General features: G+C 51.7%; 11 protein-coding genes, 1 tRNA gene and 1 rRNA gene. 8 read left to right on the forward strand and 5 right to left on the reverse strand.

What is annotated here, in order from left to right; all coding sequences use genetic code 11:
- Positions 1–54: 54 nt before the first annotated feature.
- From EU557_RS22360 to EU557_RS22370, 3 genes are read right to left on the reverse strand one after another with little or no spacing between them, the layout of a single operon-like run.
- Positions 55–846 (reverse strand): geranylgeranylglyceryl/heptaprenylglyceryl phosphate synthase, encoded by a 792-nt coding sequence (locus EU557_RS22360; protein WP_245326358.1) that lies wholly within the window; start codon positions 844–846, stop codon positions 55–57.
- The gene (locus tag EU557_RS22365) at positions 812–1,585 is read right to left on the reverse strand and encodes a hypothetical protein (protein WP_135532700.1); all 774 of its coding nucleotides are present in this window, start codon (positions 1,583–1,585) and stop codon (positions 812–814) included. The genes EU557_RS22360 and EU557_RS22365 overlap by 35 nt, the downstream gene beginning before the upstream one ends.
- 8 nt (positions 1,586–1,593) lie before the next feature.
- Entirely contained in the window at positions 1,594–1,983 is a 390-nt protein-coding gene (locus EU557_RS22370) for a phage holin family protein (protein WP_135532701.1), read from the reverse strand.
- A 150-nt stretch (positions 1,984–2,133) separates the two neighbouring features.
- Here EU557_RS22370 and EU557_RS22375 point away from each other — a divergent pair, with 150 nt between their 5' ends.
- Positions 2,134–3,429: a J domain-containing protein gene (locus EU557_RS22375; RefSeq protein WP_135532702.1), complete on the forward strand. Its 1,296-nt coding sequence runs from the start codon at positions 2,134–2,136 to the stop codon at positions 3,427–3,429.
- Here EU557_RS22375 and nagB read toward each other — a convergent pair.
- Positions 3,353–5,272, reverse strand: coding sequence for a glucosamine-6-phosphate deaminase (nagB, locus tag EU557_RS22380; protein WP_135532703.1), 1,920 nt, complete (start codon positions 5,270–5,272; stop codon positions 3,353–3,355). The two genes, EU557_RS22375 and nagB, sit on opposite strands and share 77 nt — an antisense overlap.
- A 448-nt stretch (positions 5,273–5,720) precedes the next feature.
- Between nagB and EU557_RS22385 the strand changes: the two genes are divergently transcribed.
- Entirely contained in the window at positions 5,721–6,089 is a 369-nt protein-coding gene (locus EU557_RS22385) for a hypothetical protein (RefSeq protein WP_135532704.1), read from the forward strand.
- Between the two features lie 312 nt (positions 6,090–6,401).
- Here EU557_RS22385 and EU557_RS22390 read toward each other — a convergent pair.
- Positions 6,402–6,474: transfer RNA gene (locus EU557_RS22390), tRNA-Phe, on the reverse strand.
- A 166-nt stretch (positions 6,475–6,640) separates the two neighbouring features.
- On the opposite strand from EU557_RS22390, the gene EU557_RS22395 reads away from it, so the two are divergent.
- From EU557_RS22395 to EU557_RS22420, 6 genes are all read left to right on the forward strand, one after another.
- Positions 6,641–8,044: a 4Fe-4S dicluster domain-containing protein gene (locus EU557_RS22395; RefSeq protein WP_135532705.1), complete on the forward strand. Its 1,404-nt coding sequence runs from the start codon at positions 6,641–6,643 to the stop codon at positions 8,042–8,044.
- Positions 8,045–8,152: 108 nt separating this feature from the next.
- Complete coding sequence (locus EU557_RS22400; RefSeq protein ID WP_135532724.1) at positions 8,153–9,007, forward strand: (Fe-S)-binding protein; 855 nt, start codon at positions 8,153–8,155, stop codon at positions 9,005–9,007.
- A gap of 140 nt (positions 9,008–9,147) precedes the next feature.
- Positions 9,148–9,630, forward strand: a complete 483-nt coding sequence (locus EU557_RS22405; protein ID WP_135532706.1) for a hypothetical protein — start codon at positions 9,148–9,150, stop codon at positions 9,628–9,630.
- 114 nt (positions 9,631–9,744) lie between these two features.
- Positions 9,745–11,676, forward strand: a complete 1,932-nt coding sequence (locus EU557_RS22410; RefSeq protein ID WP_135532707.1) for a CHU_0125 family OmpA-like outer membrane integrity protein — start codon at positions 9,745–9,747, stop codon at positions 11,674–11,676.
- Between the two features lie 236 nt (positions 11,677–11,912).
- Positions 11,913–12,755 carry a proline and serine-rich protein 1 family protein gene (locus EU557_RS22415; RefSeq protein ID WP_135532708.1) on the forward strand — a complete coding sequence of 281 codons (843 nt, stop codon included), beginning with the start codon at positions 11,913–11,915 and terminating at the stop codon, positions 12,753–12,755.
- 895 nt (positions 12,756–13,650) lie between these two features.
- A 16S ribosomal RNA gene (locus tag EU557_RS22420) occupies positions 13,651–13,753 on the forward strand; the annotation flags it as partial.

Consider the following 13,753-nt stretch of genomic DNA (forward strand, 5'->3'; position numbering starts at 1 on the left):
GCTCTTTGCATTACTGGCTGACTTAACCTTGATTTTGACCCAGCCACCGTGCAGCTATTGCAGTTCAGGGTTCATGTTCCGAACTGTATTGAAGCTCCGAACTACTTTCGACATTTCTCCGAGAAAGTCACGGTCCTTTTCTATCTGGTTCCCAACAACAATTACATCTGCTCCAGCGGATAGGGCAACTTGGGCTTTATCTACGGTGTTGATGCCGCCACCAACTATTAGTGGTACTTCAGTAGCTTGCCGCACTGCCCGAATCATAGCCGCGGAAACGGGGTACATAGCTCCACTACCACCATCCAGATACATTAGGCGTAGGCCTAGCTGCTCGCCTGCCATAGCGGTGCAAGCGGCAATAGCCGGCTTGTCATAGGGTAACGGAGTCGTACCGCTCATGTAGCTGGCCGTCGTCTGACGGCCTGTATCCACGAGCATGTAGCCCGTTGGCAGAATCTGCAAATTGCTCTGGCGCAGTAAGGGGGCTGCAATAACATGCTGACCAATCAGAAAATCAGGATTACGACCTGAAATCAATGACAACAGCAAAATACCATCAGCCTGCTCATCAATGTGCAAACTGTTGCTGGGGAAAAGCAGAATGGGCACCCCCGACCGGCTTTTTATGAAACGAATGAGGGCAGCCTGGTGAGAACTCATCACCAGACTGCCGCCCATAAAAAAGTAATCAACCGGATGTTTTTCGCTTAGCTCCAGAATAAGCCGGCAACTTGCCTCATCCAGTTGATCAGGATCAAGTAAAACAGCCAACGACTTCTGGCCGTGTTTGCGGCGTTTGGTCAGGGCATCATAGAGACTGGTGAGGCGCATCCGCGTCGTCATCGTGGTAAGTGAACTCAACATCCCGGGTCTCCGGCTCCGTGTGGTAGCCGTTAGCGGAAGATGCAAGGTCGGGATTTTTAAGGATTGGCAAATAATCCCCAGCCTTCTTTGCTACATAGGCCATTAATACGGCAGAAGCCTGAGCAATGAGCATCTTGCCTGTATCCGACTGTAAAAACGATTTGAATGCAGATGCCACTACTGAAGAGGCTTGATCCTGATGCACGGATTCTTCCTCATCATGTTGATAGCTGTGAACAGGCATTCTGTCAGAGCTAGCTGCGTAGTTGACTGGAGCGAACGGGTCGGCGTCGGTATGATAGACCTCAGGGGCAATATGAGCGCGGCCATGATGCTGGCCCCGGTCGTATTGATGATGACCCGTACCAAAACCTAAGTCATCCGCTACGGCGGTATCTACGCCAGTAGTTGTTGAGGGGCGTTGCAAGCGGGCAGCACTACCACGCACACGGCGCGCTGAGTTACCATTCGCTAGGGCTTTTTGCTGACGCCGGTTCTTTTTACCGGAGCCAAGCTCCTTCTTCTTGCCGCCAAAGGCTTTTGACAGCAGCCAGATACCGCCTAATACACCAGCACCAATGGCAGCGTACTTGCCTACGGTCTGGGTTTTAGCTTTTATTACCTCAACATCGCCCTTCAGAGCGCGTTCGTATTCCAGCTTCTGGCGCTCCAGAAACTCCTTTTCGTCCTCAAACAGCGGGTTATGCAGATCAGCCATGTGGTGGGTTAAGCTTGGCGTTTGTCGGATTTATAAATCGTGTTGTCCAGCAGCTTGTCAGCTAATCCCTGGAACATTTTTTTGTCTACTCCTACTATGAAGATGATAAGCAGAAGAAGATAGAAAGCAGCTACAATACCAAATCCCCAGAAGGAGCTGTCTAGCACATCATTCAGCAACAGGGCAATAAACACGTTCAAAAATAGAAAGAACATCAGCCCAATAGTAGCCATGGCTACTCCGTGCATAGTCCCTACAAAGACGTGCTTTACTTTCTCCTGAGTCTCTAAACGCACTAAATCAATACGCGTATCGAGGTAGCCCATCAGGTTGCTCACCATATTGTCGGTGCGCGGTGTTTTGGTGGTATCGTCGTCGTCGGTGGAGAAGAGGCCCATACGATAAAGAGAGAATTGAACAGGGAACAATGTTACAGTTTCAGACGTCAGAAAGCAGGATAGAAGCCTGCCTTTCAGCGAGCTTCTTCATACGGAAAAGTGTTCGTAGTGTCTGAAAATTGACGTACTTTTACTATATATTGTCGCATTTTGAGCCAGAATCATTACCAGGTTTTAGGAGTATCAGCTACCGCCTCGGCTAGTGAGATTAAGCTGGCTTACAAGCGGTTAGCTATACAGTATCATCCTGATAAGCACAGGGGTAGCACGCTGTATGAGGACTTATTTAAGGCCGTAGCTGCCGCGTATCATGTGTTGGGTGAGCCAAATCGCCGAGCTCAATATGATTATCAATTGCGCGCAGCTGCCCGTCGTGCCGAGGAGATACGGCGGCAGCAGCAATACCGGGCGCAGTCTCAGCACCTCTACGGAGTACCGATGCCTCCGCCGGCCCCGCTGCGTACGCGCCGGCCAGCTGGGGCAGCAGAGCGCTCGTACCACAATATTCCCCGGAAGCGCGTGAAGTTTACTCGCCGCGACTACTGGCTGCTTGGGTTATTGCTGCTAGGCCTGCTCCTGTTTGTGGCGTCAGTGAAAGTGACGATGGATTACGTAACGGCTAACAGCAATTACGATGATGGCATAGAGGCCTACAGCCACGGGGAATGGAGTACCGCCCATAGCTACTTTACCGAAACGCTAGAGTTCAAGCCTCAGCACTTGCGGGCGCTGCAACGGCGGGCCGAGATTTCGCACCTGATCTACCACGAGTATGAAGGTGCGCAGCGAGATTATAGAGCCGCACTGCAACAGTCAACGGAAGCGCAGCAGCAGGCAATGCTGTGGTGGCGACTAGGCCAGTGCCATGCGGCACTACACCAGCCCGATTCAGCGCAATTAGCCTTTGAGCAGGCCCTGTCGCTTGATTCTACCCTAGCAGGAGCCCGGTTAGGCCGCGGTGAGGATCTGTTGTTTGTGAAACGGCGTTACACGGGTGCTGTTCGTGATTTTACTGTTGGCCTACGCTACGCCAAGCAGCCTGCTATGATAGCTCGCTTGCTGTTATACAGGGGCCTAGCCCAATATAAGCTCCGAGACTTTGGAGCCGCTCGTGCCGACTATTGGCAAGTACTGACTTTAACCCCTCGTAGCGGGCAGGTCTATTTCTTGCTGGGAAGAGTGGCCCAGCAAGAAGGTGCTTTACCCGATGCCTGCGAATATTTTCACAGGGCCATAGTGCAGGGGTACTTGTTTGCCCAAACTGCCCACCAAGAAGCCTGCTGCACCCCCGACACTTCTGAAATGACCCCACGCATGCGAGCAAGGCGCCGAGCTAAGCTAGCAGTGCCGCCTGACTCCACTGTAGAGCTCAGAAGTGCCAGCGTACAAACGCTTCAATCGCCTCGTATTCCGGCAGGCCTAGCAAATCGTAGAGTTGCGCGGTAGTGCGGTTGCGGTCTTCGGCGCGCTGCCAGAACTCTCGTTGGTCGGCTCCGGGAAATAGCGGCCGGTCTTTCTGCGACTGGTGTTTGAATATAGCTCGCCGCTTACGAACCAGCTCTTGGGGCGAAAGTGGTACGGCCATTTCAATTTGGTCGATGTCCCATTCTTGCCAAGCACCGCGGTATAGCCACAGCCAGCAATCTGAAAGCCAAGCGGTATCCTGAGCTTTCAGCCGGCGAATAGCTTCAAACACGGCTTGTAAACACACCCGATGGGTGCCGTGAGGATCCGACAAGTCGCCGGCAGCATAGATTTGCTGGGGAGCAACTCGGTTTAGTAACTCTATGGTAAGGCGAATATCCTCCTCTCCAATCGGCTTCTTTCGTACCCGCCCCGTCTCGTAGAAAGGCAGGTCCATGAAGTGCACATTCTCATCCGGGATACCGGCGTAGCGACAAGCACTCTTCGCCTCACCCCGTCGGATTAGCCCTTTAATCTGCTGCACTTCTTCAGAGTCGACCTGGCCAGGCGCTTTGTTCTGGAGGAAATCAGTTACCCGCCGGTACAGCGTTTCCGCTGGCTGCTCATCAAGCCGAAAAGTCTCATCGTATTCCGCCACAAACTCCGCAAACCGGATGGCCTCATCATCAAATACGGCAATGTTGCCGCTGGTTTGGTAGGCCACATGCACCTCATGCCCCTGATCTACCAAGCGTAGCAACGTGCCTCCCATAGATATAACATCATCGTCGGGGTGAGGGGAGAAGATAAGAATCCGTTTAGGAAATGGCGTGACCCGCTCCGGCCGGTTCGTATCGTCGGCATTAGGTTTGCCTCCTGGCCACCCTGTGATAGTACGCTGCAACTGGTTGAATACTTTGATGTTCAACTCATAGGCCAGTCCTGATTCCGCTAGCAGGCCTGAGAGCCCGTGCTCATTGTACTCTTGGTCCGTAAGCTTCAGGATAGGCTTCTGAAGCTTACGGGCCAGCCAGGTTACAGCTTTCCGGCGGTTAGCGTCATCCTGCCAGTCAAGGGTGGTCCCAACTAGCCAGGGGCTTTTGGTTCTAGTAAGTTCCGCACCGGCAGCCTCGTCTAATACTACCTGTACATTGGGGTGTTTCTGGAGGTAGGTAGCCGGCACAGAGTCCGTCATCTCGCCTTCTACCATTCGCTTCACTACGGCAGCCTTGCCTTCTCCCCAAGCCAGAAGAGCAACTTGGCGGGCCTCCAAGATGGTGCCTACTCCCATCGTAATGGCCCGGCGTGGCACGTTTTCCTCACCATAGAAGTCTGAGGCCGCATCCGTTCGGGTGATGTGGTCTAGGGTAATCAGCCGGGTGCGGGAATTGGCTCCCGAGCCGGGTTCGTTAAAGCCAATGTGGCCGGTACGGCCAATTCCCAGTATCTGCAGGTCAATGCCGCCCGCTTCCCTAATCTGCTCTTCGTATCGTCGGCAAAATTCAGCTACCTGCTCCTGCGGTACCGTGCCATCCGGAATGTGTATTTGCCCTGCCGGAATATCAAGGTGGTCAAATAAGTATTCGTGCATGAACCTCACATAGCTCTGCAAAGAGTCCGGCGGCATCGGGAAATACTCGTCAAGATTAAACGTGACAACATGCCGAAAACTTACCCCTTCCTCGCGGTGCAATCTAACTAGCTCTTCATACAGCCGGGTAGGAGTAGAGCCCGTGGCTAGGCCTAGTACACAGGGGCGCTGCTCAGCGGCTCGTTGCGCAATGAGCTGCGCAATCTGTCGAGCCACAGCTACCGAGGCCTGCTCCGAGTCAGCGTAAATGGTAGTGGGAAGGCGCTCGGCAAGATGAGGGTCCAGTGCAGTCATATCAGTAAAATGAGGTGACGCCTCATCTTACTATGAAAATATGGCACAAGCAATATTTAGCTGTAATTAATAACAAAGGTTTAACCCGACACCCTCCACACGCAGCACGGAAGCTAAACCAGAGAAGTATCCGGATGAGCAGCGCAGTACTGTTCTGCTTACATTATATAAACTGATGCTAAAATCAAGTCTGTATAGTTTCTAAAAACCCGAATATTATAAAGCTGATAAAGATGTCCCCTTATGTCACAAATCAATATAATTTATCCGGTATTTTGCTTTGTAAGTGTTTGATAATAATAAATGTATTGTTTTCAGTTGCCGCATGTTAGGGTGCTGGTCTTGTCACAATACACCTCTATTCGTCCTTTTAGATGAGTGTTGTACTAAGCATCTTGTAAGAGCCTGATGCTATTGTGCAGATGGAAGATTCATTTCACTGCCCTCTATGACCTTTTCTACTCTCAAAGACACCTATCTGCAGAGGCTCGGCTTTGTCAGGTTATCCTTGTATCGATCCTGGGATTACCCAGTGGCAGCTACCGAAGCTGGGTTCACTCCTACCACAGATATGCGCTACCAGCATCAGCTGGTTGGCCGCGATGGTACCCGTTTGTACGCCTGCTCCTGGATTCATGAGCCAGGTTACATGCTTACCACTGCCCAGCACGTATCCTCACTAGCTCATGTAGTAGCTGAACTTGACAGCGACGATGTAGTAACTCTGCAACGCCACATCGAAGCCTTTTTCTTGTTGCACGGTGGCAGTGTTCTGCCGAATGCATCTGAAGACAGACCACAGCTAATGCTTTCCTGACCGGTAATTGAGTGGTGTTAGGAGCAAGGGCCAGGCCTGCCTTTACTCCAAGATGATTCCAGCGCTTATCAAGGAGCCTTAACGGGCTATTGATTCTTGCGCCTGCCACAGCTATACGACTCTTTTTAGGGGATACTCGTGGGCACTTCACTTACTAAGCTTCCGGCTTACTGGGCTTGTCTTACACGTTGGTTACCTGTGTTCTGTAGTTACTTGGCCCGTCAAATACTTGCAGGTAGCAATGCGTTTGAGAGAATTCACAGAAGCTATGAAAATAAAAAAGCCCTCTGTGCAATACAGAGGGCTTTTTCGTGGTAATGGTTGGAATCGAACCAACGACACCAGCATTTTCAGTGCTGTGCTCTACCAACTGAGCTACATTACCAGCTCTGGGCGCCCCGTGGGCCGTTGTGGCCGTTGGGGAGCACAAAAGTAGTAAAGCAAAATCAACCTGCAATACTTCTGCAAAAAAAATCTTTCCGGGGAAATTTCCGTAATTTGTTATGCATACCGAGTATATTTCGGACTGAACCCCAAACCTACCCCATCCCGTGCACTTCTCCATTCAAAACATCCTCTTCCTGCTTGTCGCAGTAGCGGGCTTCGGTCTGTTCGCGTGGCAAGTCCGGAAGATACGAGCCAATATCCTAGTCGGGCGCGACCGGGATATGAGCGGCAACATCAATGAGCGGCTATCCAAAACTCTGCTGGTAGCCTTCGGGCAACAGAAGATGTTTAAGCGCCTCACGCCCGCAATTCTTCACTTGATTGTATACGTAGGCTTCATTGTAATCAACATTGAAGTCATCGAAATTCTTATTGATGGCCTGTTTGGTACGCACCGGGTTTTACAGTTTTTAGGTCCGTTGTACTCGGCACTCACCGGCACAAATGAGATTCTTGGCGCATTGGTACTGTTGGCGGTAGCAGCCTTTTGGTGGCGCCGGAACGTGAAAGGGGTACGTCGTTTTACTGGCCCAGAAATGCGTGCCTGGCCTAGGCTAGATGCCGACATCATCCTCTACGTAGAGGTGATTCTGATGCTTGCGCTGTTCACCATGAACACCGCCGACCTCAAGCTGCACCAGTTGGAAGGCCGCACATTGCCCGGTGCTTTCCCAATTAGCAGCCTTCTCACGGGCCTGTTTCCAGAAAGTACCACCGCCCTTGCTGTATTGGAGCGCATAGGCTGGTGGGGACACATCATCGGCATCCTGCTGTTCCTGAATTATCTGCCCAGTAGCAAGCACTTCCACATCATCATGGCGTTTCCAAACGTCTATTACTCGCGCCTTGTGCCCCAAGGGCAGTTTTCCAACGTGGAGAGCATTACGCATGAGGTGAAAGCCATGATGGACCCCAGCTACGAGGTTCCCGCCCCACCCGTAGGCCCCGATGGCTCGGCGGCTGCGCCCACACCATTCGGTGCCAAAGATGTAGACGATCTGGCCTGGACTAATCTGCTCAACGCATACTCCTGCACCGAGTGCGGCCGCTGTACGTCGGTTTGCCCAGCTAACCTTACCGGTAAGTTGCTCTCGCCCCGTAAGATCATCATGGACACTCGTGATAGGGTAGAGGAGAAGTATAACTCGCCGTTGGTGTTCAGCCCTAACCTCTATGGCAAGGAGGCCAAGCACGATTCACAGGAGCAACTGGATGCCGAGAACCACATGCTGCTACGCGGCTACGTGACCCCGGAGGAGCTATGGGCCTGCACTACTTGCAACGCCTGCGTAGAAGCCTGCCCCGTGAACATCAACCCACTGGAGAGCATTGTGGAGATGCGCCGCTTCCTGGTGTTGGAAGAATCGGCGGCGCCCAATTCGCTCAACGTAATGTTCAGCAACATTGAAAACAACGGCGCGCCGTGGGCCTTCTCGCCCTCCGACCGCTTTAACTGGGCTGATGACCTGTACGTGGCTGATAAAGCCGCCACGTCGGTTGCTGGCTAGACCACTTATAGCCTAGCTCTAGAAAGCCTGCTTTTCACTTCACCCCGATTCTCAATTCCCACTCATATGGCTGAGCAAACTGCCAAGCGTCCTGTATCTGTTCCACTAATGGCCGATCTGGCGGCGAAGGGCGAAACCCCCGAAGTACTGTTCTGGGTTGGTTGCGCCGGCGCTTTCGATGACCGCTACAAGCGTGTTACCCGTGCCTTTGTGCGCATTCTGGAACACGTAGGCGTCAATTACGCTGTGCTGGGTATGGAAGAAAGCTGCACCGGCGACCCCGCCAAGAGGGCCGGCAACGAGTTTCTGTTCCAGATGCAAGCCATGCAGAACATTACTACCCTTAATGGCTACGGCATCAAGAAGGTGGTAACGGCTTGCCCTCACTGCTTCAACACCATCAAAAATGAATACCCCGCGCTTGGTGGCGAATACGAGGTAATTCACCACAGCACTTTCCTGCAGCAGCTCATCAATGAGGGCAAGGTAAAGGCTGAGGGCGGAGAATCCTTTAAGGGCCGCCGCATCACGTTCCACGACTCCTGCTACCTGGGTCGTGCCAACAACATCTATGAAGCTCCCCGGGCTGTGCTAGAAGTACTGGATGCCGACCTGCTGGAGATGAAGCGCTGTAAGACCAATGGCCTTTGCTGTGGCGCTGGTGGCGCCCAGATGTGGAAAGAGCCTGAGCCCGGTAAGAAAGACATCAACATTGAGCGGGCCGAAGAAGCGTTGGCCACTCTAGATGGCGACGCCGATGTGCTTCTAAATCTGCAGGGCGTAGAAAGCACTGCCCCCGTACTGCCGGCTGGCTCTAACCGCGGTGGCAGCGTTATTGCCGTGGCTTGCCCCTTCTGCATGACCATGATGGCCGACGGTGTTAAGAATAAAGAGCGGGAGTCTGACGTGCAGGTGTTTGACCTCGCTGAGCTTATTGCTTCCGCTGAGGGCCTAAACGCTTAATTCTGCATCATCGCAGACCATCAAAATTGCTTTTTGTGTGCAGCCTCGCCGGAACTTCTCGGCGAGGCTGTTTCTTTTACAAGAAAATAGGCTGGCCCAGCGTTACTCGTAGGCCAGTCGCTCTTCTGGAAATATAAGGTATGTACGTTCCCTTCAATCAGTTACCCGCCTCAGCTCGTCTGTGGATCTATCAGGCTAACCGGCCGCTTACGGAGGCTGAGCTAGCCGCAGTGCAGCCAATCTTGCAACAGTTTGCCGAAGAGTGGACCAGCCACGGCCGCTCCTTGCAGGCATCAGCTGAAATATTTCATCAGCAATTTTTAGTGATAGGCCTAGATGAAGCCATTGCCGATGCCAGCGGCTGCTCAATTGATGCATCCGTCCGGTTCGTACGTGCTATAGAGGAGCAACTAGGAGTATCGTTACTAGAGAAGAGCCAGCTGGCATTTCTACTGAATGGGCAGGTACAGCTACTCGACCGTCGGGAGCTGCGGGCTGCAGTAGCCGAGGGCCGCTTGCTTCCTGATACCCTGTACTTCGACAATACCATTGGCCGCCACGAGCAACTCCAAACTGCCTGGCTTACGCCAGCCGCTACTTCTTGGCTAAGCCGGTATTTCTAACTCTGCGTACAAACCCACAGGCCCCAGCAAAAGTCCTACCTAAACTTAGTATTATTAGCTCCAGATTGGTCAACTAAGGGCCGGCTGGTTTCCTTTCTCCCCCTTTTCCCGCTTATGAGAACTTTTATCCTAGTATGTGCTGCCGCGGGCTCTGCTGCTTTCTTGAGTGGATGCGCGGCCTCGGGCAGTATGAGCAAAGCGGATAAGCGCTTCGCCCGTGGCGAATATGAAACGGCCATTGCGCTCTATAAGGCAGATGTAGCCAAGGGCAAGAATATCGCCCAGTCTAATTATCGGGTAGCAGAGTCTTACCGGCTTTCCAATAGAATTGATCAAGCCGAAGAATACTATAAAGCGGCAATTGGTGGGGGTGTTAAAGCTAACGATGCGGCTTTCTATTATGGGGAAGCGTTAAAAGCGAATGGCAAGTTCGAGGAAGCCGCTGCGCAGTTTGATGCCTATGCCCAGAATGGTTCTAACCGTACACTGGCAGCTCGTGCCGAGCAGGAAGCCAAAAATGCCCGTGCTTCTACCTCTATTGTAGCCATGCGCACTAATAGCGAGGTAATGGCACTGGATCAGGTGAATACGCCTTCTGCGGAGTTCAGTGCTACTATCCTGCCCGAGACTAAAGAGCTGATCTTTGCTTCCGGGCGCGAAGGCAAGGTGTACAAAGGCAATGGCGAAGGCTTCAACGACCTGTACGCTGTCAAGTTTGATGACACAGATAAGATGACTGGAGGCACCGTTCGTAAGCTTGAGCCTCTTTTCAATTCCGACGACAAGCACGAAGCCAGCGCCACTTATACCCCCGATGGCAAGATGATGGTCTTTGCCCGGTCAAACAGTGGTTCCAAGAAAGGCTACCTGAGCGTTGACCTCTGGGTGGCCTACAACAAGAATGGCGCCTGGACCGAGCCCGAGATCCTACGCGTGGTGAATAGTAGCACAGCCGATGACTTCGCGCCTTCCTTCTCTCCCGACGGTAAGACGCTCTACTTCACTTCCACTCGAAAAGGTGGCCTAGGTGGCAACGATCTGTATAAGTCCACTATGGAAACTCCGGGTCGGTTTTCCCCACCCGAAAACCTTGGTGAGCAGATTAATACTGCCGGCAACGAAAACTTCCCGGCTATTGCCCCCGATGGTACCCTATATTTCTCTTCCGACGGGCACCCTGGCCTAGGGAAGCTGGATATCTTCAAGGTTGAGAAAGGGAAAGTTGTCAACCTCGGCGCTCCTATCAATAGTACCGGCGATGACTTCGCCCCGTACTTTACCGGAAACAAAACCGGAGTAATGTCTTCTAACCGGGCAGGTGGTAAGGGTTCCGACGACTTGTACCGGTTTCGCGAGAGCATTATCAAGCTAGTTACCTTCTTCGCCGATGGTACGCTGGTTGAGCGTAACGATAAAACCGGCCAGACGCTTCCCGTCGCTAGTGAAACTGTAACCCTCTACGATGCCAGAGGGCAGAAGCTCCAAGACGTGACTACCAGCCCCGATGGTAAGTTCAGCTTCAAGCTAGACACCGCCGCGGCTAATTATGCCCTCATTGCGAACCGGCAGGGTTACTTCACCGCCCGAAACTCAGTGAGTACCATTGGTCGCAAGCCCGCTCAAGAAGCACTGCCTAATCCGATGAACGAGGTGCGGATACCCGTGACCTTGACGCTCACTAAAATCGTGAAGAACAAAGCCATTGTGGTGGAGAACATCTTTTACGATTACGACAAGGCGAACATCCGACCTGATGCAGCGGTAGAGCTAGACAAACTGGTGCAAACCCTGAACGACAATCCACAAATCACCATTGAGCTCAGCTCCCACACCGACTCACGTGGTAAGGATGCTTACAACCAAGCATTATCGCAGCGGCGGGCCCAGTCAGCGGTTGATTACATAATCTCTAAAGGCATTGATAAGAACCGCATTACCGCTCGTGGGTATGGTGAGACCCAGCCAGTAATCAAAAACGCTAAGACAGAAGAGGAATTCCAGCGTAACCGCCGGACAGAATTCAAAGTGACCAAAATTGCTGAATAAGCTGTCTTAACGGATATTAACGCTACACTAAAGCCCCTGCATTCGTAATGCAGGGGCTTTTCATTTCTATTGTAGTCAGAGTACTAAACAGTATAGGCCTATACACTATGGTCAGGTGCAAAACCAAAATAACCACAGGCCTAGCACTAGGGTAGAATATTCAGATAATGGCATAATACTTGGCATAACACCAGATGTGAAGCAGATGAATTGCTTTCACATAATGAGCTACTGCCATGAAGAAGGCATACCTGTTTTGCGCCGCTTTATTCTTTCTAGTAATTAGTGGCCTACAAGCTGCTCCAGCCAACGCTACGTTTTACTCAGAGCGCGGAGTCCCTTTCCAATTAATCTTTGACGGTCGTCCTCTGACTAGGGGAGGGGCAAGTCAAGTAGCCCTTGACCGGCTGACTCCTGGCTACCATCTAGCTGAATTCATTATCCCTGCTGGCTATGGCCGCAGCATTAACTACCGCACGCAAGTGTTTCTGGATGGTGGCCTAGAAAGCAGTTTTGTGCTGCTAACCCGAAATGGCTTTCCACCCACGTTGCGTAAAGTGGCTGCGGTACCCATCCGGGGTGGTTATCCACCTAATGCAGGTGGCCCTAACTATCCTAATGGAGGATACGGTACTCCTTATCCTGGTGGTAGTGGCCCGGCCGGACCAGCCTATCCGGCCCCCAGCCCTGGGTATCCTGCTCCTGGCCCCGGATATCCTAGTGGTTCGAGCTATCCTAATAACCCCAGTTACCCCAACTCATATCCCGGCAACAACCCTAACTATTATGTTATATCCCCTCAAGACGTAACTAGATTGCTTCAATCCGTGCAACGGCAGTCATTTGATGATAACAAACTGCCTATTCTGCGAGAAGCCTTACGTGAGTCAGCCGTGGAATCAGAAGATTTGAAGCGCATCTTATCCACGCTAACCTTTGATCGTAACCGGGTGGAGCTAGCTAAATACGCCTATCCACGGGTCGTTGATCCACAAAGGTTTTATCAGGTGTATGAGGCTTTCGACTTTCAAACTAGTGTTCAGGAGCTACAACGCTTCGTGGAAGGATATAATCGTTAATAGTTTCTACTGTGCTAAAAGCCTCTCTTATACTTCATAAGAGAGGCTTTTGCTTTTACTACCTATCTGATGTAGACATAGCTCATTCTCTACTTTAGCTCATTTACTCGCCTACAGAGCAGTGTTTAGGATTTCTTTCATTATTTATTACATTGATGGTCAGCCTGTAAGATGCGCGAAGCCTTAGGTACAGAAAAAAGTATTGGGGATGGAGTTGCAAAAGCGGGAGAGAAGTCTGACTTTTGCACTCCCAAATCGACCGGAGGCGGGCTACGAACGAGGCGAAAAGAAAGTTGCGCGGCGCACTAGGAAAAGCAGAGAGTATCTACTTACCTTTGCACCCCGCTTCAACTGGAAGCGTCACCACAAACGAGTCGACGAAAAAGTTTTTCTCCCTTGCTTGTTAGTTCGAAAAAGCTTCTTACCTTTGCACCCCGCTTGAGACCAGAAAGTGGCCTAGGGCGCGGGAAACGAAGAAAGCGAAAAAGTTTTTTGCTCTCGGAGTTGCAAAAGCGAAGAAACAAGTAGTATCTTTGCAGCCCGCTTCAACCGGAAGTGAGCAGGTCAGGTGAAAAAGTGAAAAAGTTTTTCACTTGGGAATTTGGCCGAAAGAAAAAGAGTTAGTACCTTTGTCGCCCGCTTCGCAGTGAAGCACGGCAAACGAAAGCCACCGACTACGAATAGCGTAGTCACGACGCCTTCTCAAACGAGAGAAAGCAGACGTTCTTTGAATGATTGGAAAGACAATATGGGTGTGAGCCTTCTTCTACATGAAGAGGGATTACAATAAGGACTCATAAGCGTAACGAAACGAACACACATAACAGCTCGTCAATATACGAGCCGGCGATTGCACTCGACATCAGCTAGTCTTCGGGCTAGTGTAGACATTTATACAATGGAGAGTTTGATCCTGGCTCAGGATGAACGCTAGCGGCAGGCCTAATACATGCAAGTCGAACGGGTGGTAGCAATACCACTAGTGGCGCACGGGTGCG

The organism is Hymenobacter wooponensis, assembly GCF_004745865.1.
In the GTDB taxonomy this organism is placed as follows: Bacteria; Bacteroidota; Bacteroidia; order Cytophagales; family Hymenobacteraceae; genus Hymenobacter; species Hymenobacter wooponensis.